The sequence below is a fragment of the Microbacterium sp. AC132 genome (assembly GCF_979258525.1).
Genome location: NZ_OZ409862.1, coordinates 1,875,085 through 1,899,148, shown reverse-complemented (window position 1 = coordinate 1,899,148; position 24,064 = coordinate 1,875,085). Strand labels below are relative to the sequence as shown.

Sequence of the window (24,064 nt, the reverse complement as noted above, 5' to 3'; positions counted from 1 at the left end):
GCGAGTCGGTGCCAGACTGGATGCATGGCCCTTCACATCACCGGAGACACCGCCGCAGACGCGCTGCTCACCGACAATCCGCTGGCCCTGCTGGTCGGGATGCTGCTCGATCAGCAGGTTCCGATGGAGACGGCCTTCGCCGGTCCCCTGAAGATCGAGCAGCGCACAGGCGCGTCCGACGCCACCACGATCGCGGCCATGGACCCGGACGAGTTCCTCGAGGCGTTCAAGACGACGCCCGCCGTGCACCGGTTCCCGGGTTCGATGGCGGCACGCGTGCAGACCCTGTGCCAAGAGATCGTCGATCAGTGGGACGGAGACGCCTCGGCGATCTGGACCGACGGTGATCCGTCGGGCACCGAGGTCCTGAAGCGGCTCAAGGCCCTTCCCGGCTTCGGCGAACAGAAGGCGAAGATCTTCCTTGCTCTGCTCGGCAAGCAGTACGGCTTCACCGGCGCGGGATGGCGGGAAGCCGCCGGCGACTACGGCACCGAGGGTTCGTACCGCAGCGTCGCCGACATCGTCTCGCCCGAATCGCTCACCAGAGTACGAGAGCACAAGAAGGCCATGAAAGCTGCGGCGAAGGCGAACGCATGAAACCCACGGGCGATGACGTCGCAGGTCTCATCGCCCGCTCCACTCCGGCGGTCCGCCGCCGGGATGCCGAGACGCTGACCGCGCTCATGCAGGAGATCACGGGCCGCGACCCTCAGACCTGGGGCACGATCATCGGATTCGGAAGCTGCCACTACCGGTACCCGACCGGCACCGAGGGCGACAGCGGCCTGCTCGGCTTCGCCCCGCGTAAAGCTGCGACCACCATCTATCTGTTCGACGGCGTCGATGCGCACTCGGGCGCGCTCGAGAACCTCGGCCCGCACAGCACCGGCGTCGGATGCCTCTACATCAAGGACCTGGAACAGATCGACCTCGACGTGCTCCGCGGCATCCTCGAGCGCTCGCTCGCCTGGGTAGAGGCGGGCGGCACCGATCAGGTGCAGCTGACCGTCACCGGCTGACGCGAGAGGCCCGCCGTCCTCTCGGACAGCGGGCCTCTCGTTCTGGTGGTCCGCGCGTCAGGCGCCCTTGAGACGCTCGGCCAGGTACTCGTGCAGATCGTCGATCGAGACGCGCTCCTGAGCCATCGTGTCGCGGTCGCGCACGGTGACCGCACGGTCGTCGAGCGAGTCGAAGTCGATCGTGACGCAGAACGGTGTGCCGATCTCGTCCTGACGGCGGTAGCGACGGCCGATCGCGCCCGCGTCGTCGAAGTCGACGGCCCACGAGCTGCGCAGCGTGTCAGCGACCTCGCGCGCCAGCGGCGACAGGCGCTCGTTGCGGCTCAGCGGCAGTACGGCGGCTTTGACAGGGGCGAGACGCGGGTCGAGCTTGAGCACGGTGCGCACATCGGTGCCGCCCTTGGCGTTCGGCACCTCTTCTTCGCGATACGCGTCCACGAGGAACGCCATCATGGCGCGAGTGAGGCCGAACGAGGGCTCGATCACGTAGGGCGTGTAACGGTCGCCGGTGGCCTGGTCGAAGTAGGTCAGGCTCTGGCCCGAGGCTTCGCTGTGGCTCGACAGGTCGTAATCGGTGCGGTTCGCGACGCCCATGAGCTCACCCCACTCCTTGCCCGTGAAACCGAAGCGGTACTCGACGTCGATGGTGCCGGCCGAATAGTGCGCGCGGTCATCTTCGGGAACGTCGAACTGGCGCATGTTCTCGGGGTCGATGCCCAGATCGATGAACCAGTTCCAGCACGCCTCGACCCAGTGGTCGAACCACTCCTGAGCTTCTGCGGGCGGCGTGAAGAACTCGATCTCCATCTGCTCGAACTCACGGGTGCGGAAGATGAAGTTTCCGGGCGTGATCTCGTTGCGGAACGCCTTGCCGACCTGGCCGATGCCGAACGGCGGCTTCTTGCGGCTGGCGGTGAGCACGTTCGAGAAGTTCACGAAGATGCCCTGAGCCGTCTCGGGGCGCAGGAAGTGCAGCCCGGACTCGTCGTCGACGACTCCCAGGTAGGTCTTGACGAGACCCGAGAACGACTTGGGCTCGGTGTACTGTCCCTTCGTGCCGCAGTTCGGGCACGGCACATCGGCGAGGCCGTTCTCCGCCTTGCGGCCCTTGCGCGCCTCGAAGTCCTCGATCAGGTTGTCGGCACGGAAGCGCTTGTGGCAGCTGAGGCACTCGACCAGCGGATCGGTGAAGGTCGCGACGTGACCGGACGCCTCCCACACGCGCTTGGGCAGGATGATGCTCGAGTCGAGGCCGACCATATCGCCGCGGCCGCGCACGAACGTCTGCCACCACTGGCGGCGGATGTTCTCCTTGAGCTCGGTGCCGAGGGGCCCGTAATCCCACGCGGACCGCGAACCGCCGTAGATCTCACCCGCCTGGAAGACGAACCCGCGGTGGCGGGCAAGGGCGATGACCTTGTCTAGACGGGACTGTTCGGCCACGGTGGCTCCAATGGTCGGCGGTGGGAAAGCCCGTGATCACGGGCACCTCAATCTTATCCGCGACCGCTTCGCGTCAGGACCCCGGCGAGGCCAGGTGTGCGGCGCTCAGGCCGTGAAGAGGTAGCCCTTCTCGACATCGAACCCCGAGAGAGCGAGGCCGCTGCCCAGCAGCCCCTCCATCTGCGCGCGCAGCCGCGTGCGCCACTCGTGCGCCGCCTCCGGATCCTCGATGCGCATGGTCTCGATGTCCGAGGGGATCTCGAGCGTCTCGACGATCGCGTCGGATGCCGGTGGCTTGGCGATGTCGGCGAGAGCCCACTCGACGTCGAGTCGGTCGCTCTCGTCTCCGGCATCCCCGCCGCCGAAGATGCCGTAGCGGTTGACGGAGTATCCGGTGACACGTGCGCCGAGAACGGTGAGGAAGAAGTGCGCGTTGCGGGCGACGAGCGGATCGAACGTCCAGGTGATGCGGCCGACATCGCGCGAGAACGCCCACTGGCGCTGGTGCTCCTTGAGCTCGCGCCCCCACCCGCGTCCGCGGTAGTCGGGCAGCAGTGCCGTGATGTGCGAGTGCATCGCCCGGCGTCCGGGTGCGCCGAAGAACGCGATCGACGCGCCCACCATCCGCTCTTCGCCGCTCTCGGCGTCGAAGAGGCCGACGACGTAGTTGCCGGATTGCTGCAGGGCGCGCAGCGTGCCGGCGTCGATCACGCGCTCGGGGCCCCGGATGGAGTCGAGCAGGCCCTGCGCGTCGATGATGAGTTCAACGGTGTCCAGATCACGGATGGTTCGCACGCCCCCAGTCTGCCCCTCCGGTCGCCGTTTTCGGAATCGAGCGACGCGAACGGTCTGGGAACCATGCCGCGAGCGGGCGTACCGTGGAGGGATGTCAACCAGCGATACGACCGCCGAGAGGTCCGACACCAGGTTCTTCGGGCAGCCCTGGGCGCTCGTCCACATCTTCGGAGTCGAGATGTGGGAGCGCTTCAGCTTCTACGGCATGCAGGGAATCCTGCTGATCTACCTGTACTTCTCGGTCACCGAGGGCGGCCTCGGACTCTCGCAGGCCGTCGCCGGCGGCATCGTCGGCGCCTATGGCGGGTCGGTCTACCTCTCGACCATCCTCGGCGCGTGGATCGCCGACCGGATGCTGGGGTCGGAGCGAGTGCTGTTCATCAGTGCGATCGTGATCGTCGGCGGGCACGTCGCCCTGGCCCTGCTTCCCGGGTTCATCGGAGTCGGCGTCGGGCTCGTGCTCGTCGCCCTCGGATCCGGTGGCCTCAAGGCGAACGCCACGTCGGTCGTCGGAACCCTCTACAGCGCCGATGACACCCGCCGGGATGCCGGATTCTCGCTGTTCTACCTCGGCATCAACCTCGGGGCCTTCCTGGGTCCGATCCTCACCGGCATCCTGCAGTCGTCGCTCGGATTCCACTATGGCTTCGGCCTCGCCGCGATCGGGATGACGCTGGGGTTGGTGCAGTACTCCTTCGGCCGCAAGGCGCTGCCGGACGAGGCGCGCCGCGTGCCGAACCCGCTCCCCCGGTCGCGCTATCCGCTGGTCGCGATCGTCGCGGTCGCAGCCGTCGCGCTCATCGCGGTGCTGGTGCTCATCGGCGTGATCCAGGCCGACAACCTGGCGGACATCGTCATCATCGGAACCATCATCGCGACGGTCGCGTACTTCGCCGTCATCCTCAGCAGTCGGCGGATCGACGGCACCGAGCGCTCCCGCGTGTGGGGATTCCTGCCGCTCTTCATCACGAGCGTCGCGTTCTGGTCGCTGTACCAGCAGCAGTTCACCGTGCTCACGGTCTATTCCGATGAGCGCCTCGACCGCAACATCTTCGGATTCGAGATGCCCGTCTCGTGGGTCCAGTCGATCAACCCCGTGTTCATCATCATCCTCTCCGGCGTCTTCGCGGCGATCTGGACGCGCCTCGGCCCGCGCCAGCCCTCCACCCCGGTGAAGTTCGCACTGGGAGCGATCATCATGGGTGCGGCGTTCCTGCTGTTCCTGCCGTTCGCAGGCGGCGGCGCCAACTCCACGCCCCTGCTCGCGATCGTCGGCATCCTTTTCGTGTTCACCGTGGCCGAGCTGCTCATCTCTCCCGTCGGGCTGTCGGTCACGACGAAGCTCGCGCCGAAGGTGTTCCACACCCAGATGGTGGCGCTGTTCTTCCTGTCGATCGCACTCGGCACCGCGATCTCGGGCTGGCTCGTGCAGTTCTACGACCCGAAGAACGAGGTGCCGTACTTCTCGATCCTCGGCGCGATAGCGATCGTGGTCGGCCTCGGTCTGCTGTTCGCCGTCAAGCCGGTGCTGCGACTGATGAAGGGCGTGAGCTGACGATCGCATCGGTCTCGCGCCTCCGGTGTCGCAGACGCCGATAGCCTGAAGCGATGGGAGAGAACGAAGATCGCGCGCGCAGAAGACTCTCCCGAACACCACCCAAGTGGGCCATCGTCGCCGTCCTGGCCTTCGCGGGCCTCTGCTCGTCGTTCATGTTCACGCTCGTCGTGCCCCTGCAGGCCGAGCTGCCGCGCCTGCTGAACGCGTCTCGCGAGGACACCACCTGGGTCGTCACGATCACGCTGCTCGTCGCCGCCGTCGCCACTCCGATCTCGGGCCGGCTCGGCGACATGTACGGCAAGCGCCGAGTGGTGATCGTGCTGCTCGGGCTGCTCATCCTCGGCTCCCTGATCGCCGCACTGTCGGGCTCGATCATCGGAGTCATCATCGGTCGAGCGCTCCAAGGCGCGGTGACGGGTGTGGTGCCGCTCGGCATCGCGATCATGCGCGACGTGCTGCCTCCCGAACGCCTGGGCACGGCCGTCGCCCTGATGAGCGCGACCATGGGCGTCGGAGGCGCGATCGGGATGCCGGTCGCCGCGCTGCTGGCCGTGAACGCGGACTGGCACTGGCTGTTCTGGCTCGCCGCGGCTCTCGGCGTCGTGGGTCTCGCACTGGTGCTGCTCGTGATCCCCGAGGATGTGCTGCGGTTCCCCGGACGCCTCGATGTGCTCGGCGCCATCGGACTCGCGATCGGACTCACCGGCATCCTGCTGTTCGTGTCTCGCGGTGCCGAGTGGGGCTGGACGGCACCGCTGACCCTCACCTGCATCATCGGCGGCGTGGGCGTTCTGCTCGTCTGGGGCTGGTATCAGCTGCGGACGAACGATCCGCTCCTCGATCTGCGGGTCGCCGCGCGCCCCGCCGTGCTCTTCACCAACATCGCCGCGATCGGGATGGGCTTCGCGCTGTTCGCGTCGAACGTGACGTTCCCGCAGCTGCTCGAGGGCCCCGCGGCCTCGGGTGCGGGCTTCGGGCTCGACATGGTCTCGGCGTCGCTGATCATCATGCCCGCCGGCCTCGTGATGATGGTGATCTCACCCCTGTCGGGATGGCTCGAGCGCACCGTCGGACCTCGTCCGCTGTTCACCGTGGGCGCGGGAGCCATCGTGCTCGCGTACGTGTTCGTGCTCCTGTGGTCGAGCGAGGTGTGGCACATCCTGGTGGGCAACCTGCTGATCGGCGTCGGCATCGGCTTCACGTTCGCCGCCATGCCGATGATCATCATGCGGTCGGTGCCCGCGAACGAGACCGGCGCCTCGAACGGACTCAACGCCCTCTTCCGCTCGGTCGGCACGTCGAGCGCCTCTGCCGTGATGGGCGGCGTGCTGGCCGCGATGAGCATCGACGTCGGCGGGGTATCCGTGCCGACGAGGGCGGCGTTCGACGTGTGCTTCTGGCTCGCGATCGCCGCCGGAATCGTCGCTCTCGTCCTGTCGCTGTTCATCCCCCGCCAGCGCTCGTCCGAGCAGCACCCCTCGCTGCCGGGCTGACCGCGCACGCACACCGCGCACGCCGGCGCCCGCAGTCCACGAACGGTCGGGTCAGAACGCCCGCGGATCGGGATCCGTCGGCGATGGCGTCCGCAGCCGATCAGGGGCGGGCCAGGAGAGCACGTACTGCTGCGTGGCGGGACGAGTGATGTCGCCGAAGTCGTCGACCTTCACCACGATGCGCCCCGATCTCCCCTCACCATCGGGCGTGACCTCGACGATGCGCACGCGCAGGGGGCGCTCGGCCTCGCCCTCGAGCATCCACGGGTCGGCGAGCCACGCGATCCCGTGGTCCTCCAGGGCCGCCTCGGCGTCGAGCCACTCCGTCGGCCCGGACACCGCGCGCCCGAGCACATCGATCGCGACCCAGGCCTCGCCTTCCGGATGGATCCAACCGAGCAGTTCTCCGTCATCACGATGATGCGGGGTCCAGTCTGTACGGGGCATTGCTCGATGCTAACCGCGGCCGACGTCGCGTCGGGCGTGGAATGCGATCAGTGGGTGTACTCCATGAGCTCGACCCCGAGGACGCGGAAGACGTCGTGCGCGCGGAGTCGGTGCGTGATCGACAGATCGTCGAAGCAGACGATCAGGGAGTAGGTCACACCCGCGCGCGGCCCGGCGAGCACTCCCGCTTCGGCACGCACGCCGCGGTCGCGGCCGGTCTTGTTGATGAACAGCAGGCCGTGCGCGTCGTGGTCGTGTGCGAACGGGTCGAGGCCGGTCGCGGATGCCACCAGGCTCAGATCCTGATTGAGGCTCAGCCACTCGGACACCTGAGCGCTCACCGACGCCCCCACCACCTGGGAATTCACGAGCGCCGAGAAGAGACCCGCGAACTCGCGTGCAGAGCCCACGGCGACGTGCGGAGCATCATCGGGGCCGCGCTCGTCACGGAATCGATCGAGAACGGCGGTGCGGCGCAGTCCGAGAGCCTCGATGCGCTCGCGCACCCGGTCGTGGCCGACCCGCTGCAGCAGAGCGTTGACCGCGATGGGGTCGCCGGCCGTGGCCGCGAGCACGGCGAGGTCTTCGAGTGGGAGGGCGGGCGCGTGCAGGTGGCGCCAGAGCCCCGACGTCGACACCGGATCGACGGCGGTGCGCTCGACGATCTCGAGCGGATCGAGTGTCCCCGCCTCGAACGCGGCCGCCACCTCGATCAGCAGGGGCACGACACCGAGTCCGGCGACCGGCATGGTCACATGGTCGTCGCCCGCGAGGACGTGCGTGTGGTTGTCGAGATCGACGACATGCACCGATACCTGGGCCCCGGCATCCGCCAGCTGTTCGAGCGCCCGCAAGGTCGAGGTGAACGACCTGCGCCCTGCGGCAGCACGGCGCGGCAAGCGTCGGCTGGTCCGCTGAGAGCGGCGCAGCGAGGCCAGCGGCGGGCCGTCGGCAGGCTCGGAAGCACCCACGCGTGATCCTTAACAGGGGGTTGGATTGGCGGGATGCTGCGGTGTCCATCCGCCGCAGCACGGATATCGTAACCCCGCCAGGTGAGGATGCCCTACATACTCCGGTATACGGTCATCAGAACGTCATCCGGCAGACAGCAGGGCACCCCGACCCGGCGCGATCGCCGAGGCCGGAGCGCTCACCAGATGGTCACGCGCGAGTCCTGCGGCAGCCACAGCGCGTCGGTCTCGGTCACGTCGAACGCCTCGTAGAACGCATCGATGTTGCGGACGATCTGGTTGCACCGGAACTCGTTCGGAGAGTGCGGATCGATCGTGAGCAGGCGCAGCGTCTCGGCGTCGCGGCTCTTCTGCTGCCAGACCTGCGCCCACGACAGCAGGAGGCGCTGCACGCCGGTGTAGCCGTCGATGACCGGCGCCTCGGCGCCGTCGAGTGCGATCTCGTACGCCTTGAGCGCGATGCCGAGACCGCCCAGGTCGCCGATGTTCTCACCGATCGTCAGCGCTCCGTTGACGTGGTGCTCGGCGGCGAGGCCCTCAGGCACGAGTTCGTCGTACTGCGCGATGAGGGCCTTGGTGCGCTGCTCGAACGCGGAGCGATCGGCATCCGTCCACCAGTCCTCGAGCTTGCCGTCACCGTCGTAACGGCTGCCCTGGTCGTCGAATCCGTGACCGATCTCGTGACCGATGACCGCGCCGATGCCGCCGTAGTTGGCGGCCGCGTCGCGCGACGCGTCGAAGAACGGGTATTGCAGGATCGCCGCCGGGAACACGATCTCGTTCATCGAGGGGTTGTAGTAGGCGTTGACCATCTGCGGCGGCATGTGCCATTCGTCACGGTCGATCGGCTTGCCGACCTTCGCGACGTTGCGGTCGTGCTCGAAGATCGCCGCACGGCGCACGTTGCCGAACAGGTCGGCGCGGTCGATCTCGAGGCTCGAGTAGTCGCGCCACACGGCAGGGTGCCCGATCTTCGGCGTGAAGGAGTCGAGCTTGGCGAGTGCGCGTTCGCGGGTCTCGGCCGTCATCCATTCGAGGTCGGTGATGCTCTGCCGGTAGGCCTCGATGAGGTTGTCGACGAGCTCATCCATTGCGGCCTTCGCCGTCGGCGGGTAGTGCCGCTCGACGTAGACCTTGCCGATCGCCTCGCTCAGCGCGCTCTCGGTCACCGAGACACCGCGCTTCCAGCGCTCGCGGATCGAGGGGACGCCGGTGAGCTCGGTGCCGTAGAACGAGAAGTTCTCCTGCACGAAGTCGTCGGTCAGATACGGAGCCGCGGCGTGCACGACCTGGGCGCGCAGCCAGGCCTTCCACTCGTCGAGACGCTCGGCGGTCAGCAGCGACCCGAGGCCTTCGAGGAAGCTCGGCTGCGAGACCACGACCTCGGCGAACGCCTCGGGGTGACCGGGAGCGACGGCATCGCGCCACGGCTCGAGGTCGACACCGGCGAGCTCCTGGATCTCGGCCCAGGTCTTCAGGTTGTACGTGGCGACGGCATCGCGGCTGCGCACGTTGTCCCAGTGGTGCCCGGCGAGCTCGGCCTCGAGGGCGATCGAGCGGTCGGCGGCGCCCGCGGCATCCGCGACTCCGGCGAGCGCGAGCAGTCGCTCGAGGTGCGCGCGGTACGCCGCCCGGGTCTCGGCGAAGGTGTCGAGCCGGAAGTAGCTCTCGTCCGGCAGCGACAGGCCCGACTGCACGACCACCGGGAGGTAGCGCTCCGGATTGCCCGGGTCGCCGTCGACGTAGAACCCGATCAGGTGCGCCCGGCCGTCGCGATCGTAGGCGCCGACCGTGCGCAGGAACGCGGGGATGCCGTCGATCGCGTCGATCTCGGCGAGCGTCTCGGCGAGGGGCGTCACCCCGGCGGCGGCGATCCGCTCGGTGTCCATGAAGCTGGCGAACAGGTCGCCGATCTTGCGGGCGAGAGTGCCGGGCTCGGCATCCTGCGACTCCTCGATGATCGCCCTGACGTCCTTCTCCGCCTGCTCGGCCAGCAGATGGAAGGACCCCCACCGCGCCTTGTCGCCGGGGATCTCGGTGCGGGAGAGCCAGGCGCCGTTGACATGGCGGTAGAGGTCGTCCTGCGGGCGGATGTCGGAGCTGAACTCGGAGGTCTCAAGGCCAGAGGGAAGCACGTCGGTCATGCCGACCAGCCTATGCGTCGCTCCGACATTCGGGGGGATGGGTCACGCCCTGCGCCGGAGGCCGAACCGACGTCGCCGGGGCCGCTCCGGCGTCTCCGCAGCACGCGCCGCGAAACGCGCCGCGCGTCGCTCGGCCCACGCCGCCACCTCGGCGTCGATGTCGCGTGGACTCGTCACGACAGGCGGACCGCCCTGCAGCTGGCGTCGGGCCTCGAGCACCCGACCGTTGAAGTCCTCGAGCACCGACCGCACGTCGGCCTCGCGACCGAGCAGGTCGAGCTGGTCGTCGAGCTCGCGATCCTCGGTGCGCAACAGGATCGCCGGCGGACCGAGACCCGTCAGGTTCTCCTGCTCGATCTTGCGTCGGATCCACCAGTCGGGGTCGTGGTGCGTTCCGAGTCCCTCGAGGGGCTTGCCCGCACCGGGGAGATCGTCGAAATCGCCCCGGCGGATCGCGACCTGGATCGCCGTCTCGATGAAGGCGGCTCGATCCGTCGCTGCGGCGATGCCCGGCTCTGCACCGGACTCGCTGTCGTCCTCGCCGTCCCCCCGGCTTCGCTGCCGCGCACGGTACCGCGCCGCGGCCTCCCGTGGATCCGTCATGATGCACCTCCGTCGCATCCTGGTCCTTCCAGGGTACGACCGCACCGGATCCGGAGGGCGGAGCGGGCGTGCTGCACCGCCTGCTGTCCGCGCCAGCCCATAGGCTCGGAGGATGACCGAGCGCACTCTCAACCGCGAGATCCTGCGCCTCGCCGTCCCCGCGCTCGGCGCCCTGATCGCAGAACCGGCGTTCCTCATCGTCGACGCGGCGCTGGTCGGACACCTCGGCACGACGCCGCTCGCGGGCCTGGGCATCGCGGGTGCGGTGCTGCAGACGATCGTCGGACTCATGGTCTTCCTCGCCTACTCGACGACCCCGGCGGTGGCCCGACTGTTCGGCGCCGGCAGACCGGGCGAGGCCGTCTCGGTCGGCATCAACGGCATGTGGCTCGCCCTCGCGATCGGGGCCGTGCTCGCCGCCGCAGGCGCGGCATCCTCCCCCTGGCTGGTCTCGCTGTTCGGCGCGAGCGACGCCGTGGCCGCCGATGCCAACGCCTATCTCGTCGTCTCGATGTGGGGACTCCCGGCGATGCTCATCGTGTTCGCCGCGACCGGGCTGCTGCGCGGGATGCAGGACACCATGACTCCCCTGTGGATCGCCGGCCTCGGGTTCGGGGCCAACGCGCTGCTCAACGTGGTGTTCATCTACGGGCTGGGCTGGGGCATCGCCGGCTCGGCGGCCGGCACGGTCGTCGCCCAGTGGGGCATGGTCGGCGCATACGTCCTCGTGATCCGGCGGCTCGCGGCGAGGCATGACGCATCGTTGAAAGCCCGACGGGACGGCATGGGCAGCACAGCGCGCTCGGGCGGCTGGCTGTTCCTGCGCACCGTGAGCCTGCGCGTCGCTCTGCTCGCGACGGTCGCCGTCGCCACCGGCATCGGCACCGAGGAGCTCGCCGGATGGCAGATCGTGTTCACGATCTTCTCGGCTGCGGCATTCGCGCTCGACGCGCTGGCGATCGCCGCACAGGCGCTGATCGGCAAAGAGCTCGGTGCCGGCGACGAGCGACAGGTGCATCGGGTGCTGAAACGCACCGTGGCCTGGGGCGCGTGGTTCGGCGTCGTGGTCGGGGCTGTCATCGCTGCACTCTCCGGAGTCCTCGGGGTCGTGTTCACCGGCGACGCCGAGATCGCGGCGCTCGTGCAGCCGGCGCTGCTGATCCTCGCGCTCGCGCAGCCGATCGCCGGGGTGGTGTTCGTGCTCGACGGAGTGCTGATGGGGGCGAACGACGCGCGCTACCTCGCGATCGCCGGCGGGATCAATCTCGTGCCGTTCCTGCCGGCACTCTGGATCATCGCCGCGAGCGGAGTCGATGCGTCAGCGGGCCTCATCTGGCTCGCCATCGCCTTCTTCGGCATCTACCTGCTCGCTCGGCTGGGCACTCTCGGCTGGCGCGTGCGCTCGGGTCGCTGGGTCACCGCCGGCGTCTAGCACTGCACGATCGCTGCGACTCCGGACGTCTGCACGTATCCCGGAATCTCGGGAACTGAGGATGCCGCGAGGGATCAGGCGTTCTCGAGCTCGGCGATCACGATCTTCTTCATGTGCATGAGCGCCTGAATCTGCTCTGGCCTCTGCTGGAGCAGATCCAGACCGGCCGGCACGACCTGCCAGCTCACTCCGAACCTGTCCTTGCACCAGCCGCAGGCCTCCGAGTCCGGCACGGCCGAGAGGGCTTGCCAGTAGTGGTCGATCTCGGCCTGATCCTCGCACCCGATCACGAAGGAGATCGACTCGTTGAACGCGAACTCGGGGCCTCCGTCGAGGCAGCCGAACGGCGAGCCGTTCAGGGTGAAGTCGCCGTTGAGGACCTTGCCGCTCATGCCCTCGAAATGTCGATCGAGCGATTCGTCGGGGTACAGGACCACCTGGTCGATCGACGAGTTCGGGAACACCGAGACGTAGTACTCCATCGCCTCCTGCGCCCGCCCGTCGAACCAGAGAAACGGGCGGATGGAACTGATCGCTGCCATGTCGACCTCCTCAGATCGGCACTCACGCTACGCCCGAGCGGGCATCGTGTCGAGAGGGTCCGACGCCGCCGTCAGCCCGCATGCCTCCGGCACCACTCGTACATGATCACCGCGGCGGCCGCGCTCGCGTTGATCGACCGGGTCGAGCCGTACTGCGTGATCTCGATGTGGGCGGATGCCGCGGCGAGCGCGGCATCCGAGAGACCCGGTCCCTCCTGACCGAACAGCAGCACGCAGCTCTGCGGCAGATCCGCGCGGTCGACGGGCACTGCGCCCTCGACGTTGTCGACGGCGATGATCGGCAGGCCTTCGGCGGTCGCCCAGGCGGTGAAGGCCTCGACGTCCTCATGGTGCACGACGTGCTGATAGCGGTCGGTGACCATGGCGCCCCGCTTGTTCCACCGGCGCCGGCCGATGATGTGCACGGTGTCGGCGAGGAACGCGTTGGCGCTGCGCACGATCGAGCCGATGTTCATGTCGTGCTGCCAGTTCTCGATGGCCACGTGGAACGGATGCCGCTTGGTGTCGAGGTCGGCGACGATCGCGTCCATCCGCCAGTAGCGGTAGCGATCGATCACGTTGCGCGTGTCTCCGACGGCCAGCAGCTCGGGGTCGTACTGTTCCCCCGCAGGCCACTCGACCTCGCCGCCGGGCCAGGGTCCGACCCCGTATCCGGGCTGGGCCGACGATCCGCCTGTCTCCGCTGCATCCGCGGGCGCCTGCTCATCCATCCAGCCAGGCTATCCGGCGCATCCGCAACAGAGATTTAGGTACGCCGAAATATCCGCTACGATTTCGGCATGCCGAAAAATGCTGTCGTCGAGAAGGGGCCGACGCCCACCCGCGCCACCGCGCCCCGCAGCCTCTGGCTCCTCGGCCCCGCGCTGGTCGCCGGTGTCGCGTATCTCGATCCGGGCAACGTCGCGAGCAACATGACCGCCGGCGCGCAGTACGGGTACCTGCTGGTCTGGGTCGTGGTGGCGGGCAACGTGATGGCCTGGCTGATCCAGTACCTGTCGGCGAAGCTCGGCGTCGTCACGGGGCAGAGCCTCCCCGAGGTTCTGGGTGCGCGCCTCACGAAGCCGTGGGCCCGTCGGGCCTACTGGCTGCAGGCCGAGCTCGTCGCGATGGCGACAGATCTGGCCGAGGTCATCGGCGGCGCGGTCGCCCTCTACCTTCTGTTCGACATCCCGCTGCTGCTCGGAGGGATCATCACCGGCGCCGTGTCGATGGTCCTGCTGACGGTGCAGAGCCGCCGCGGCGCTCGGCCCTTCGAGTTCGTGATCATCGGGCTCATGGTGATCATCGCGGTCGGCTTCGTCGCCGGGCTCTTCATCGCACCGCCGGATGCCGCGAGCATCGTCGGTGGCCTGGTGCCCCGTTTCGAGGGCACCGGATCGGTGCTCCTCGCCGCCTCCATCCTCGGCGCGACGATCATGCCGCACGCGATCTACGCGCACTCCTCGCTCACTCGCGATCGGTTCGGTGCCGCCGCGGCGCACGGGCCGACGGAGACTGCGCGAACCGAGACCTCGCGCATCCGTCGCCTGCTCACGGCGACCCGCTGGGACGTCTCGATCGCGATGGTGATCGCGGGCACCGTCAACCTCGGCATCCTGCTGCTCGCGGCCGCCAACCTGGCCGGTGTCGAGGGGACGGATTCGCTCGAAGGCGCCCATGCCGCGCTCGCCGCGGGACTCGGGCCTGTCGTCGCGACCTTCTTCGCGGTCGGGCTGCTGGCCTCCGGTCTCGCCTCGACATCCGTCGGCGCCTACGCGGGAGCGGAGATCATGCACGGCCTGTTGCACGTGCGCATCCCGCTTCTCGCGCGTCGACTCGTGACCCTGATCCCCGCGCTGGTGATCCTCGGCATCGGCGTCGATCCCACGCTGGCGCTGGTGCTCAGCCAGGTCGTCCTCTCATTCGGCATCCCGTTCGCGCTGATCCCCCTCGTCGCGCTCACCGCGCAGCGTCGCACGCTCGGCGTCTGGGCGAATCGCACCTGGACGACGGCGGCGGGCATCGTGGCATCCGTTCTGCTCATCGCGCTCAATGGCGCCCTGCTCTGGTTGGTGCTGACGGGCGCCTGAGCGACCGGCCTCGCGCGCGCAGCACGACCCTTGCGCGCAGAACCGCCCCGAGCCGGCACGGGAAGAGTCGACTCGGGGCGGCGTCCTGTCACCGCGCCGTCAGCGAGAGCGGAGAGTCTCGGTCCACTGCGAGGTCGCGCCGTCGGCGATACGCCATCCGGGCTCGGGGACGGCGACGACGGTCACTTCTCCCGTCACCTTCACCTTGCCGCCCCGCGCCTCGACCTTCTCGCCGTTGACGTAGTAGCTGATGCCTGTCACGTTCTTCGGCACCTTCACCTCGTCGCGGGAGGTGCCCGGCTTGTCGGTGAAGGTCGGAGCCTTCGGAGTCGTCGGCGCGGTCAGCACCGGCACCTGCGACCAGTCGATGTCGCTCGCCAGGTAGTACGAGGTGTACGCGGGCTGGTTGTAGGTGGTCTGCTGACGCGCGGTCTCGGCCCGGTACTGCACGTCGTGCATCAGCGTCGTGAGCTTGTGCGCCGTCGGCTCGGTCGTCGTGAAGAACCGCAGCGCGCTCGAGTCGACGGTGCGCACGAGCAGCTCCTCACGCCAGTCCCCCAGCACATCGGCGACGAGCGACGGGTGGCCTTTCGTGCCGTTGTTCGTGAGCGTTCCGGTCGCGGTGACGAGCGTCCCGCGGGTCCAGTCGTCGATGGTCGGCGTCTGGGCGCCGCTGCCGTTCACGAGCTGCGTCGTCAGGTCGCCCGCCCAGCGGATCGACATGTTGGTGCCTGGCGTCTCCGGCTGCAGCACCTCGCCGGTCGCGCTCAGGAGTCCGCTGCCCTCGGTGCCGCCTGGCATGCTCGACCACACCTCGATACCCGGCACGTCGGGACGCACGTCGCCGATCATGGCGCGACCGGTGTCGCGACCCGAGTACGCCCCGAACAGGGACTCTCCCGTCGCGGCATCACGCATCACCGACCCGTACGGTGCGCTCGTCGCACCCTCGTGGGCCGTCCAGATCTCGAGGCCGGGGCGGCTGGGGTCGATATCGGTCACGTGCATGGCGTCGCCATGGCCCAGGCGCACGGTCGCCCCGGGATCGGCGCTGCCCTCGGGGAGCACGTCGAACGAGCTGTACAGCAGGCTGCCGTCGTCGTCGATCGTCGCCGATCCGTAGACGAGCTCCTGCTTACCGTCGGCATCCACGTCGGCGAAGCTCAGCGAGTGATCGCCCTGCGTCGTGATCGTGCCGAACTCGGGGTCGGTGCCGTCCCGGCCGTGCGGGGAGTCGTTGAACGGGTTCGTCATCGGCACGTGGCCGCTGTCGACGCCCCACCGCTCCGTGAGGCGCTTGCCGTCCCAGTCGAAGGCCGTGACGGTCGTGCGCGTGTAGTACCCGCGAGCGAAGACGGCCGACGGATGCTGCCCGTCGAGGTACCCGACGCCGGCGAGGAAGCGGTCGACGCGGTTCGCCGGCTCGATGCGCGACATCGCGTAGTCACCCCACAGCAGTCCGTCGTCTCCTCGCTCGGTCGGATACGGGATGGTCTGCAGCTCCTTGCCGGTCGCGCTGTCGAAGACCGTGAGGTACTCGGGTCCGTCGACGATGAAGCCCTCGAACTCCCGCAGCAGGTTGCGCGCGCTGCGGCTCGGCGCGTACACGTCGATGAAGGTGGTCGCCAGTTCCTGCGCGGCCTCCGGCGAGAGCGGGTAGTCGTGCGTCACCGGCATGCCCCACGCCTCTTCGAGAGTGGCCGGCCACTGGCCCGACACGACCTCCTCGCGGTCACTCCACCCGAGGAACATCTCGACCAGACGCTGCTCGTAGTCCGCGGCACTCAGGCGGTAGTCGTCGTCGTTCGAGTACCCGGCCTTGCGGTCGTCCTTGGGGAGAGTGATGTACGACTCGCTCGCGACCGAGCCGTCGTCGGCATACTGCACCGACTTCGTGCCGGGCGCCGTCTTCAGCATGGTCTCGGACCGGCCGTCGCCGTCGAAGTCGTAGACGAGGAACTGCGTGTAGTGCGCTCCGGCGCGGATGTTCACGCCGAGGTCCAGGCGATTCAGCAGCGTTCCGTCGAGCTCGTAGGTGTCGAGATAGACCGGCCCGGTGTAGCCGCGCTGCGAGACGTCCTTCGAGTTCGAGGGGTCCCACTTCACGACGTACTCGTACTGCCCGTCGCCGTCGACGTCGCCGACGGAGACATCGTTCGCCGAGTAGGTGTAGGCCTCGCCCTTCGGCGTCACCCCGTCGGCCGGCTTCTGCAGGGGCAGATCGTGGTGACCGTCGGCCCAGGCGGTGACGGATGCCGACGCGGATGCCGTCAGCTCGATGCCGCTCACGATCGGGACGACGGAGTACTCCGAGGTGGCGGAGCCGCCGGCATCCGCGTAGTTCGTGCTGTCGGTGACCGTGGCGACCTTCGCGCCGTCGCGATAGACGGCGAAGTCGGGGCCGGCGAGGCCGGTCTCGGTCGCGCCCGTCGTCTCGGTCGCAAGGAGTCGCCAGCTGAGGAAGACGCCCTCGGCGGTCGAGACGGCGACGAGTCCGCGGTCGAGCGACTCGAGTTGCGGTGCCGGGGTGCCGTGATCGTGGCGACCCGCGGCCGGGGCTGCGGGTGACGCCGTTGCCGCGCTGTGCGCACCACCCGCGACGAGGCAGCCGGCGGCGGCCACCGCCACGACGGCGCGGAATGATCGGTGTCGGATGTTCATCATCGAAATCCATCTCTGGGCCTGCGGCCCGCTCGGATAGCGTTTTCCCGTGCCCGGTCGAAGCTACCCGCCGCGCTCCTGTCGCGTCAAGGAATCGGGCCGGATTGACACGATTCACAGCGTCCACGGCGCCCTCGCCAGGCGATTAGGCTCGAAGGATGTCTGCCGAACCCGCGCGCCGCACCGTCCGCATCCTCACGTGGACCGGCATCGCGACCGGCGTGATCGGAGGCCTCCTCGTCGCCTTCCCGACCGTGCTTCCGTTCGGCGGCCCGTGGGTGCAGCTGGTGCTGGGCATCGCGACGCTGGTACTGGCCTTCCGCGCCCGCAAGATCGGCATCGCCGAGATCGAGGGGTTCGACGGCCGCCTCTCGCTCTTCGCCGCTCTGCTCGGCTTCCTCATCGTGTTCTTCGCCGGCCAGGTCGCCATCGGCATCCTCGTCGACGTCGCGAACCCCTGATCTAGGCTGGACGAGTGGCATCCCCCGCAGCAGACGACTACCTGAAGACGGTCTACGCGCACACCGAGTGGCAGGACGCGCCGATCACCCCGTCGGTGCTCGCGGCGAAGCTCGGCATCGCTCCGTCTTCGGTGACCGAGATGGTCAAGAAGCTCGCCGCTGCGGGCCTCGTCTCGCACGTGCCCTACGGCGCCGTTCGGCTGACCGTTGCCGGCACGCAGCGCGCCCTGGCCATGGTGCGACGCCACCGCCTGATCGAGACCTGGCTGGTGCAGGAGTTCGGCTACGGCTGGGACGAGGTGCACGACGAGGCCGAAGTGCTCGAGCACACGATCAGCGACCGCCTTCTCGAGGGCATCGACGCACGCCTCGGCCGGCCACGATTCGACCCGCACGGCGACGCGATCCCGGATGCCGCGGGCGTCGTCGAACGCGAGCCCTTCATCCTTCTCGCCGACGCGCCGGTGGGTCACGTCGGCCGCGTGCTGCGCGTCGACGACCGCGACCCCGAGCTGCTGCGCGCCCTCGAGGCGGCTGGCGTCGCCGTCGCGGCGAGCATCACGACCACGGACCGGGGCATCGAGCTAGACGGCGTCGAGACCACGCTTCCTGACGGCGCCGCAGAGGTGGTCTGGCTCAGCGCCTGACAGCCTCGCCACAACCTGACACCTGCCCGTAATCGCCGCCCCATAAGCTGTGCTCATGGCACACCGCGACAACATCGAATGCTGGCTGACCGACATGGACGGCGTGCTCGTGCATGAGAACGACGCCATTCCCGGCGCGTCCGAGCTGCTCGCCGGGTGGGAGCAGAACGACATCCCGTACCTCGTGCTGACGAACAACTCGATCTTCACGGCACGAGACCTGTCGGCCCGCCTCCGCGCCAGCGGACTCGTCGTGCCCGAGGAGCGGATCTGGACCTCGGCGCTGGCCACCGCGGACTTCCTCGCGCAGCAGCTGCCGGGCGGTTCAGCCTTCGTGATCGGCGAGGCGGGCATCCTCACGGCCCTGCACGAGGCCGGGTTCATCATGACCGAGACGAATCCCGACTTCGTGGTCGTCGGCGAGACTCGCAACTACTCGTTCGAGGCGATCACCAAGGCGATCCGACTCATCATCAAGGGCGCGCGCTTCATCGTGACGAACCCCGATGCGACGGGCCCCTCGGCCGACGGAGTCATGCCGGCGACCGGCGCGATCGCGGCGCTCATCACCAAGGCGACGGGCAAGGAGCCGTATGTCGTCGGCAAGCCGAATCCGATGATGTTCCGCTCGGCGCTCAACAAGATCGGCGCGCACTCGAAGAAGACCGGCATGATCGGCGACCGGATGGACACCGACATCATCGCCGGCATCGAGGCGGGGCTGCACACCGTGCTCGTGATGACCGGCATCAGCGACGAGGCCGAGGTCGAGAAGTATCCGTTCCGGCCCGACGAGATCGTCGACTCGGTCGCCGACCTGCTGCCCACCGTCACCGAGTCGATTCCGACACTCGACGAGGACTGACGTGGGCGCGCTCGACGAAGGAGAGCGGGTCGTCGCAGCGGATGCGGCCGCCTGGCGCGCCTGGCTCGAGGAGCATCATGAGCGCATCGCGGGAGTCTGGCTGCTGAGCGTTCGCGGCAACCGGGCCGGAGGTGTCGGATACGACGATGCCGTGCGTCAGGCTCTGTGCTTCGGATGGATCGACGGTCCGGTGCGCACCTTCGACGACCAGACGGTGGGCCAGTGGTTCTCACCCCGACGACGCGGCAGCGGATGGGCAGCGACGAACAAGGCGAGACTGATCGACCTCGAGGCCGCCGGACAGCTCGCACCGGCCGGCATCCGCGTGCTCGAGTCCGCGAAGGCGGACGGGTCGTGGACCTTGCTCGACGGCCCGGAAGCCGGGATCGAGCCGCCCGATCTGACGGAGGCGCTGGATGCCCTGCCCGCCGCGCGGGCCCACTGGGACGCCTTTCCGAAGTCGGTCAAGAAGTTCGGCCTGACGCACATCGCGATGGCGAAGCGTGCCGAGACGCGGTCCGCTCGGATCGCCAAGATCGTGGCGGATGCCGCGGAGGGGAAACGCCCATGAACCAGTCCGACCTGCTGTTCCTGGTGATCTTCCTGATCCTCCTCAGCACGCTGACCGTGTGGGTGGTGCAGTTCTTCCGCTCACGACGTCGTGGAGGCGGCGGGGGCGATGGGCGCGCCGGCTGGTGGGAAGGCCCCTGGGACGACGACGACCGCAAGCGCTGAGCGCCCCGATCCCTCGATCAGCGCAGCGTCAGGCTGCGCACTCTATCCACGGGCTCCGGCATCCGCAGCGGACCCGCACCGGGTGTGATGGTGCCGAGGATTCGGGCTTCCCGCGCTCCGGTGCCGCCGGGCGTCACGGCCGGGACGCCATGCAACGTGCACCATCCGATCAGCGCGAACAGGATCGCCTCCTTGCTGTCGACCGGGGCGCCGAGCTCGTCGGCGAGCACCACCTCGATGTCGGGGAGCGCATCACGCAGGCCTTGCATGATGAGCGGGTTGTGGCACCCGCCACCCGAGACAGCCAGGAAGCGGATGCCGGCGGTGCGGATGTCGTGTGCGACGGTGCGGACCGTGAGCTCGGTGAGCGTGCGGATCAGGTCTGCCGGCGCGATGCCGGGTCGCATGCGGTCGACGTGCGCACGCACATAGTCGAGGTGGAAATGCTCCTTGCCCGTGCTCTTGGGCGCGGGCAGGGCGTAGTACGGGTCGGCGAGCAGCTCGGCGAGCAGCACGTCGTCGACGGTGCCGGTGCGAGCGATCGCGGCATCCGCGTCGTAGCCTCGGTCGTTCAGCCCCTCGGCGACGACCACCGCGTCGACCAGTGCATTCGCCGGGCCGATGTCGTAGGCCGACAGACCGTCGGGACCGACCACGGTCACGTTCGCGATGCCGCCGAGGTTCACCGCCGCCGAGACTCCCGCCCGACCGCGCAGCAGCAGCTCATCGAGGAACGACACGAGCGGTGCACCGTGGCCCCCCGCAGTGATGTCACGGATGCGCACGTCCGACACCACGGGTGCGCCGACCCGCTCGGCGATCCACGCCGGCTGCCCGATCTGCAGGGTGCCGAGCGCGTGGCCGTCGGCGACCCAGTGGAAGACGGTCTGGCCGTGCGTGCACACGGCATCCACTCCCCCGACGACATCGGATGCCGTGGCGGCGACCTCGGCGAAGGCCTGGCCGATCAGGGTGTCGAGCTCGCAGACCTCGGCGAACGTCGTGGGCGCCGGAGGCAGCGCCGCGACGAGTCGGGCCCGCAGATCGGGGGCGTACGGCACGCTGTCTTCGTGCAGCACCGTGCCGCGCAGCGCTCCGTCGCTCTCTGCGAAGTCCACGACCGTGACGTCGATGCCGTCGTGTGAGGTGCCCGAGAGCAGTCCGAGTACGCGCATGCGTGTTCCTTCCGTCGCCTGCTACGAGCGTAGGCCGGTTTTGTTAGGGGGGCGAACGGAAAGCATCGATCTTTTCTGCACGATCATCTTCTGGACCGCGTTCTCCCCCGTGCCCGAAGGATGACCCGCACCGCCGACGGCCCCGGTCGTCGCCCGCGTAGCATTCTGCGAGACCCCACCCTCCACCCCCAGAATGGGAGCATGTTCGTGTCCGCCGAGATCATCACGATCGTCATCAGCGCCGTCGGCCTCCTGCTGGCTCTGGGCGGCACCATGTTCGCGGGCTTCGCCTGGTGCATCCGCCGATCCGACTCCCTCCGCACCGACCTCGTCGGCGTCGAGACGTCGCTCGGTGCGCGTATCGACGGAGTGGAACAGAGGCTCACGGCACGCATCGACGGAGTCGAAGAGAAACTCACCGCACGCATCGACGGCGTCGAAGAGAAACTCACCGCACGCATCGACGGAGTCGAACAGAGGCTCACGGTACGCATCGACGGAGTCGAAGAGAAACTCACCGCACGCATCGACGGAGTCGCCGCCGATGTCACCGAACTCAAGGTCGCGGTGGCCCGACTCGAAGGGCCGCAGCGTCACCTGATCGTCGCGGGGCGCTGATTCCCCGGTGACCGACAGGTCAGCGTAGGACGAGCGCCGCGGCGCCGATGAGCGGCCCCTCGTCGCCGAGTCCCGAGCGCACGACCCGGGTACGCCGCGAGTACTCGTGCGCGGCACTGGCCGTGAGCGCCTGCTGCACGAGGTCGATGTAGTCGGCGGACACGCGAGAGAACCCGCCGCCGATCGCGACCATGTCGAGGTCGACGAGGGTCGCGGCATCCGCGAGCGCTTCTCCGACCGCCTTCGCCGACCGCTCGATGGCCGCGCGGGCGACGGCGTCGCCCGCGGCGGCATCCCGAGCCAGGTCCTCGCCGGTGGCTCCGGTCCAGCCCTGTTGCTGAGCCCAGGCGGCGCTCGCGGGCCCCGAGGCGATCTCCTCGAGGGTGAGTCCGCCTTCGCGACGCACCTGTCCGAGATGCCCGGCATTGCCGGTGGCTCCGGGAATGTACGCGCCGTTGACGACGAACCCTCCGCCGACGCCGGTCGAGACGACGATCGACAGCGAGGCACCGGCATCCTGCGTGGCACCGAGCCAGGATTCCGCGAGGGCGAGCGCGCCACCGTCATGGCCGAGGACGGTCGGAACCTCGCGGCCGAGCGCAGCGGATGCCGCCGAGCGCACCGACTCCGCAAGACCGAAGCCCCGCGCGAGCGGCATGTTCACCGGCATGATCGCTCCGGCGGCACGGTTGATGGGTCCGGCGCTTCCGGCACCGGCGCCCACGAGGTCGGCATCTGCCGGCAACGCGGCCAGAGCGTGGGTCACGATCGAGATCACCGCGTCGTTCAGCGACTCGAGCGTCGCCTGGCGCCCGGTCGCCTGTCGCGAGCGGCTGCCGCCGACGAGCACACCGTGCTCGTCCACGAGCGCGGCCTCCATCTTCGTGCCGCCGACGTCGACGGCCAGCGCGTAGCGGGTCACTGGGGGTCGAGTCCGAGGTCGTCGAGGTCGAAGGCGGCACGCCATTCGAGGCCCTCGGCTTCGATCGCGGCCTGGGCGCCCGTCTTGCGGTCGACGATCACGGCGACGGCGACGATCTCGGCCCCTTCCTTGCGCAGCGCCTCGACGGCCTTGAGCGCGGACTGCCCGGTGGTCGAGGTGTCTTCGAGCACGACGACGCGCTTGCCGGCGACGTCTGCACCCTCGATCTGGCGACCGCGGCCGTGGTCCTTCGGCTCCTTGCGCACGACGAACGCGTCGAGCGGCTTGTCGGCGGCGACCGAGGCGTGCAGCACCGCGTTCGCGATGGGGTCGGCGCCGAGGGTCAGGCCGCCGACCGCCACGACGTCGAGGTCGCCGATGAGGTCGAGCATGATGCGACCGATCGCCGGTGCCGCGCGGTGGTCGAGGGTGAGCTTGCGCATGTCGACGTAGTACGTCGCCTTCTTGCCGCTCGAGAGCGTGAAGTCTCCGTGGAACACCGCCTCGTCCCTGATCAGGTCGAGAAGGGTCTGGCGGTCTGCGTCGAGTGCGGTCACGGCATCCAGTGTAGGAGGCAAGGCCTAGGCTTGACGCATGCGCTTGGCCACCTGGAACGTCAACTCCATCCGCACCCGTGTCACCCGCACCGTCGAGTTCGCCGTCCGAGAGGACATCGACGTGCTGGCGATGCAGGAGATCAAGTGCAAACCCGAGCAGTTCCCCTACGGGCCGTTCGAAGAGGCCGGCTACCACGTCGAGGTCCACGGCCTGAATCAATGGAACGGCGTCGCGATCGCCAGCCGCCTGCCGATCACCGACGTCCGCACGTCTTTCGACGGCATGCCGGGCTTCGCCAAGGGACACGAGGGACCGGATGCACCGCTCGAAGCACGTGCGCTCGGCGTGCTCGTCGACGGTGTGCGCGTGTGGAGCCTGTACGTGCCGAACGGCCGCTCGCTCGACGACCCGCACTACGCCTACAAGCTGCACTGGCTCGAGGAGCTGAAGAAGTCCACGGCGGCAGAGCTCTCGGCGAACCCCGAACTGCCGCTCGCTCTGGTCGGCGACTTCAACATCATCCCGTTCGACGCCGACAACGGCGACCCCGACATCGTCGAGGGCGTCTCGACGCACGTCTCGCCTCAGGAGCGTCAGGCCTTCTTCGCTCTCGCCGACGCGGGCCTGACCGATGTCGTCCGCCCACTGCTCCCCGAGGGCTACACCTACTGGGACTACCAGCGTCTGAAGTTCGCTCGCAACGAGGGCATCCGCATCGACTTCATCCTCGGCTCGAAGACACTCGCCGAGGCGGTCACCGGAGCGTCGATCCACCGCGAAGAGCGCAAGGGCGAGCAGCCCAGTGACCACGTCCCCGTGGTCGTCGAGTTCGACCTCGGCGGGGCCGAGGAAGACGACGACCTGCCGATGATCTTCTCCTGAGAC

Annotated in this window: 25 protein-coding genes; 13 read left to right on the top strand and 12 right to left on the bottom strand. The window is 68.7% G+C overall.

Translation table 11 applies throughout. The features are described 5' to 3' along the window. Positions 1 to 24 precede the first annotated feature (24 nt). Together ACZZZQ_RS09030 and ACZZZQ_RS09025 are read left to right on the top strand one after the other, a co-directional pair. Positions 25 to 597: an HhH-GPD-type base excision DNA repair protein gene (locus ACZZZQ_RS09030; RefSeq protein WP_056280445.1), complete on the top strand. Its 573-nt coding sequence runs from the start codon at positions 25 to 27 to the stop codon at positions 595 to 597. Next, positions 594 to 1,019: a DUF1801 domain-containing protein gene (locus ACZZZQ_RS09025; RefSeq protein ID WP_372984079.1), complete on the top strand. Its 426-nt coding sequence runs from the start codon at positions 594 to 596 to the stop codon at positions 1,017 to 1,019. Before ACZZZQ_RS09030 ends, ACZZZQ_RS09025 begins: the two co-directional genes overlap by 4 nt. Positions 1,020 to 1,076: 57 nt before the next feature. Here ACZZZQ_RS09025 and ACZZZQ_RS09020 read toward each other — a convergent pair whose 3' ends face one another. Both ACZZZQ_RS09020 and ACZZZQ_RS09015 read right to left on the bottom strand, forming a co-directional pair. Further along, entirely contained in the window at positions 1,077 to 2,462 is a 1,386-nt protein-coding gene (locus ACZZZQ_RS09020; protein ID WP_053098005.1) for a glycine--tRNA ligase, read from the bottom strand. A gap of 105 nt (positions 2,463 to 2,567) precedes the next feature. After that, on the bottom strand, positions 2,568 to 3,257 hold the full coding sequence (locus tag ACZZZQ_RS09015; RefSeq protein ID WP_053098006.1) for a GNAT family N-acetyltransferase: 690 nt from the start codon (positions 3,255 to 3,257) through the stop codon (positions 2,568 to 2,570). Between the two features lie 91 nt (positions 3,258 to 3,348). On the opposite strand from ACZZZQ_RS09015, the gene ACZZZQ_RS09010 reads away from it, so the two are divergent. Beyond that, on the top strand, positions 3,349 to 4,812 hold the full coding sequence (locus tag ACZZZQ_RS09010; protein WP_463507380.1) for a peptide MFS transporter: 1,464 nt from the start codon (positions 3,349 to 3,351) through the stop codon (positions 4,810 to 4,812). 53 nt (positions 4,813 to 4,865) lie between these two features. Continuing rightward, the gene (locus tag ACZZZQ_RS09005; RefSeq protein ID WP_187250629.1) at positions 4,866 to 6,308 is read left to right on the top strand and encodes an MFS transporter; all 1,443 of its coding nucleotides are present in this window, start codon (positions 4,866 to 4,868) and stop codon (positions 6,306 to 6,308) included. A gap of 51 nt (positions 6,309 to 6,359) precedes the next feature. Here ACZZZQ_RS09005 and ACZZZQ_RS09000 read toward each other — a convergent pair whose 3' ends face one another. The 4 genes from ACZZZQ_RS09000 to ACZZZQ_RS08985 form a co-directional block, all read right to left on the bottom strand. Further along, a complete protein-coding gene (locus tag ACZZZQ_RS09000; protein ID WP_463507379.1) occupies positions 6,360 to 6,755 on the bottom strand; it encodes a hypothetical protein in 396 nt (131 codons plus the stop codon). Between the two features lie 47 nt (positions 6,756 to 6,802). Continuing rightward, entirely contained in the window at positions 6,803 to 7,726 is a 924-nt protein-coding gene (locus ACZZZQ_RS08995; protein ID WP_463507378.1) for a serine hydrolase, read from the bottom strand. Positions 7,727 to 7,905: 179 nt separating this feature from the next. Continuing rightward, entirely contained in the window at positions 7,906 to 9,870 is a 1,965-nt protein-coding gene (locus tag ACZZZQ_RS08990; protein WP_463507377.1) for a M13 family metallopeptidase, read from the bottom strand. Positions 9,871 to 9,912: 42 nt separating this feature from the next. Beyond that, positions 9,913 to 10,473 carry a DnaJ family domain-containing protein gene (locus ACZZZQ_RS08985; protein ID WP_072592016.1) on the bottom strand — a complete coding sequence of 187 codons (561 nt, stop codon included), beginning with the start codon at positions 10,471 to 10,473 and terminating at the stop codon, positions 9,913 to 9,915. A 112-nt stretch (positions 10,474 to 10,585) separates the two neighbouring features. On the opposite strand from ACZZZQ_RS08985, the gene ACZZZQ_RS08980 reads away from it, so the two are divergent. Continuing rightward, positions 10,586 to 11,905 (top strand): MATE family efflux transporter, encoded by a 1,320-nt coding sequence (locus ACZZZQ_RS08980; protein ID WP_072592017.1) that lies wholly within the window; start codon positions 10,586 to 10,588, stop codon positions 11,903 to 11,905. A 74-nt stretch (positions 11,906 to 11,979) separates the two neighbouring features. Here ACZZZQ_RS08980 and ACZZZQ_RS08975 read toward each other — a convergent pair whose 3' ends face one another. Together ACZZZQ_RS08975 and ACZZZQ_RS08970 are read right to left on the bottom strand one after the other, a co-directional pair. Then, positions 11,980 to 12,447 (bottom strand): VOC family protein, encoded by a 468-nt coding sequence (locus tag ACZZZQ_RS08975; RefSeq protein ID WP_053098014.1) that lies wholly within the window; start codon positions 12,445 to 12,447, stop codon positions 11,980 to 11,982. Between the two features lie 71 nt (positions 12,448 to 12,518). Beyond that, a complete protein-coding gene (locus ACZZZQ_RS08970; RefSeq protein WP_056280412.1) occupies positions 12,519 to 13,178 on the bottom strand; it encodes a TrmH family RNA methyltransferase in 660 nt (219 codons plus the stop codon). Between the two features lie 69 nt (positions 13,179 to 13,247). On the opposite strand from ACZZZQ_RS08970, the gene ACZZZQ_RS08965 reads away from it, so the two are divergent. Next, positions 13,248 to 14,537: an Nramp family divalent metal transporter gene (locus tag ACZZZQ_RS08965; protein ID WP_463507376.1), complete on the top strand. Its 1,290-nt coding sequence runs from the start codon at positions 13,248 to 13,250 to the stop codon at positions 14,535 to 14,537. Between the two features lie 99 nt (positions 14,538 to 14,636). Here ACZZZQ_RS08965 and ACZZZQ_RS08960 read toward each other — a convergent pair whose 3' ends face one another. Continuing rightward, the gene (locus ACZZZQ_RS08960; protein ID WP_463507375.1) at positions 14,637 to 17,198 is read right to left on the bottom strand and encodes a rhamnogalacturonan lyase; all 2,562 of its coding nucleotides are present in this window, start codon (positions 17,196 to 17,198) and stop codon (positions 14,637 to 14,639) included. A 158-nt stretch (positions 17,199 to 17,356) separates the two neighbouring features. Here ACZZZQ_RS08960 and ACZZZQ_RS08955 point away from each other — a divergent pair, with 158 nt between their 5' ends. From ACZZZQ_RS08955 to ACZZZQ_RS08935, 5 genes are read left to right on the top strand one after another with little or no spacing between them, the layout of a single operon-like run. Beyond that, positions 17,357 to 17,659 carry a hypothetical protein gene (locus tag ACZZZQ_RS08955; protein ID WP_463507374.1) on the top strand — a complete coding sequence of 101 codons (303 nt, stop codon included), beginning with the start codon at positions 17,357 to 17,359 and terminating at the stop codon, positions 17,657 to 17,659. A gap of 14 nt (positions 17,660 to 17,673) precedes the next feature. Then, positions 17,674 to 18,306: a metal-dependent transcriptional regulator gene (locus ACZZZQ_RS08950; protein ID WP_463507373.1), complete on the top strand. Its 633-nt coding sequence runs from the start codon at positions 17,674 to 17,676 to the stop codon at positions 18,304 to 18,306. 55 nt (positions 18,307 to 18,361) lie between these two features. Next, on the top strand, positions 18,362 to 19,171 hold the full coding sequence (locus ACZZZQ_RS08945; RefSeq protein ID WP_053098019.1) for an HAD-IIA family hydrolase: 810 nt from the start codon (positions 18,362 to 18,364) through the stop codon (positions 19,169 to 19,171). A gap of 1 nt (position 19,172) precedes the next feature. Further along, entirely contained in the window at positions 19,173 to 19,742 is a 570-nt protein-coding gene (locus tag ACZZZQ_RS08940) for a YdeI/OmpD-associated family protein (protein WP_394195450.1), read from the top strand. After that, positions 19,739 to 19,906, top strand: coding sequence for a hypothetical protein (locus ACZZZQ_RS08935; RefSeq protein WP_171821950.1), 168 nt, complete (start codon positions 19,739 to 19,741; stop codon positions 19,904 to 19,906). Before ACZZZQ_RS08940 ends, ACZZZQ_RS08935 begins: the two co-directional genes overlap by 4 nt. A 17-nt stretch (positions 19,907 to 19,923) precedes the next feature. Here ACZZZQ_RS08935 and ACZZZQ_RS08930 read toward each other — a convergent pair whose 3' ends face one another. Beyond that, a complete protein-coding gene (locus ACZZZQ_RS08930) occupies positions 19,924 to 21,081 on the bottom strand; it encodes an anhydro-N-acetylmuramic acid kinase (protein WP_463507372.1) in 1,158 nt (385 codons plus the stop codon). 201 nt (positions 21,082 to 21,282) lie between these two features. On the opposite strand from ACZZZQ_RS08930, the gene ACZZZQ_RS08925 reads away from it, so the two are divergent. Beyond that, positions 21,283 to 21,699, top strand: a complete 417-nt coding sequence (locus tag ACZZZQ_RS08925) for a hypothetical protein (protein WP_463507371.1) — start codon at positions 21,283 to 21,285, stop codon at positions 21,697 to 21,699. Positions 21,700 to 21,718: 19 nt separating this feature from the next. On the opposite strand, the gene ACZZZQ_RS08920 is transcribed toward ACZZZQ_RS08925, so the two are convergent. After that, entirely contained in the window at positions 21,719 to 22,621 is a 903-nt protein-coding gene (locus ACZZZQ_RS08920) for an ROK family protein (protein ID WP_463507370.1), read from the bottom strand. Beyond that, positions 22,618 to 23,178, bottom strand: a complete 561-nt coding sequence (gene pyrE / locus ACZZZQ_RS08915; protein WP_463507369.1) for an orotate phosphoribosyltransferase — start codon at positions 23,176 to 23,178, stop codon at positions 22,618 to 22,620. The genes ACZZZQ_RS08920 and pyrE overlap by 4 nt, the downstream gene beginning before the upstream one ends. Positions 23,179 to 23,215: 37 nt before the next feature. Here pyrE and ACZZZQ_RS08910 point away from each other — a divergent pair, with 37 nt between their 5' ends. Beyond that, the gene (locus ACZZZQ_RS08910; RefSeq protein WP_463507368.1) at positions 23,216 to 24,061 is read left to right on the top strand and encodes an exodeoxyribonuclease III; all 846 of its coding nucleotides are present in this window, start codon (positions 23,216 to 23,218) and stop codon (positions 24,059 to 24,061) included. Positions 24,062 to 24,064: the final 3 nt, after the last annotated feature.

What these genes read in the sequence shown, in the direction of transcription:
- ACZZZQ_RS08930 (WP_463507372.1), bottom strand. Translation starts at nt 21,081, where the DNA reads ATGCGCGTACTCGGACTGCTCTCGGGCACCTCACACGACGGCATCGAC.
- ACZZZQ_RS09005 (WP_187250629.1), top strand. Translation starts at nt 4,866, where the DNA reads ATGGGAGAGAACGAAGATCGCGCGCGCAGAAGACTCTCCCGAACACCA.
- ACZZZQ_RS08935 (WP_171821950.1), top strand. Translation starts at nt 19,739, where the DNA reads ATGAACCAGTCCGACCTGCTGTTCCTGGTGATCTTCCTGATCCTCCTC.
- ACZZZQ_RS08970 (WP_056280412.1), bottom strand. Translation starts at nt 13,178, where the DNA reads ATGGATGAGCAGGCGCCCGCGGATGCAGCGGAGACAGGCGGATCGTCG.
- ACZZZQ_RS09000 (WP_463507379.1), bottom strand. Translation starts at nt 6,755, where the DNA reads ATGCCCCGTACAGACTGGACCCCGCATCATCGTGATGACGGAGAACTG.
- ACZZZQ_RS08975 (WP_053098014.1), bottom strand. Translation starts at nt 12,447, where the DNA reads ATGGCAGCGATCAGTTCCATCCGCCCGTTTCTCTGGTTCGACGGGCGG.
- ACZZZQ_RS08980 (WP_072592017.1), top strand. Translation starts at nt 10,586, where the DNA reads ATGACCGAGCGCACTCTCAACCGCGAGATCCTGCGCCTCGCCGTCCCC.
- ACZZZQ_RS08985 (WP_072592016.1), bottom strand. Translation starts at nt 10,473, where the DNA reads ATGACGGATCCACGGGAGGCCGCGGCGCGGTACCGTGCGCGGCAGCGA.
- ACZZZQ_RS08945 (WP_053098019.1), top strand. Translation starts at nt 18,362, where the DNA reads ATGGCACACCGCGACAACATCGAATGCTGGCTGACCGACATGGACGGC.
- ACZZZQ_RS09025 (WP_372984079.1), top strand. Translation starts at nt 594, where the DNA reads ATGAAACCCACGGGCGATGACGTCGCAGGTCTCATCGCCCGCTCCACT.
- ACZZZQ_RS09010 (WP_463507380.1), top strand. Translation starts at nt 3,349, where the DNA reads ATGTCAACCAGCGATACGACCGCCGAGAGGTCCGACACCAGGTTCTTC.
- ACZZZQ_RS08990 (WP_463507377.1), bottom strand. Translation starts at nt 9,870, where the DNA reads ATGACCGACGTGCTTCCCTCTGGCCTTGAGACCTCCGAGTTCAGCTCC.
- ACZZZQ_RS09030 (WP_056280445.1), top strand. Translation starts at nt 25, where the DNA reads ATGGCCCTTCACATCACCGGAGACACCGCCGCAGACGCGCTGCTCACC.
- ACZZZQ_RS08960 (WP_463507375.1), bottom strand. Translation starts at nt 17,198, where the DNA reads ATGAACATCCGACACCGATCATTCCGCGCCGTCGTGGCGGTGGCCGCC.
- ACZZZQ_RS08965 (WP_463507376.1), top strand. Translation starts at nt 13,248, where the DNA reads ATGCCGAAAAATGCTGTCGTCGAGAAGGGGCCGACGCCCACCCGCGCC.
- ACZZZQ_RS08955 (WP_463507374.1), top strand. Translation starts at nt 17,357, where the DNA reads ATGTCTGCCGAACCCGCGCGCCGCACCGTCCGCATCCTCACGTGGACC.
- ACZZZQ_RS08925 (WP_463507371.1), top strand. Translation starts at nt 21,283, where the DNA reads ATGTTCGTGTCCGCCGAGATCATCACGATCGTCATCAGCGCCGTCGGC.
- ACZZZQ_RS08910 (WP_463507368.1), top strand. Translation starts at nt 23,216, where the DNA reads ATGCGCTTGGCCACCTGGAACGTCAACTCCATCCGCACCCGTGTCACC.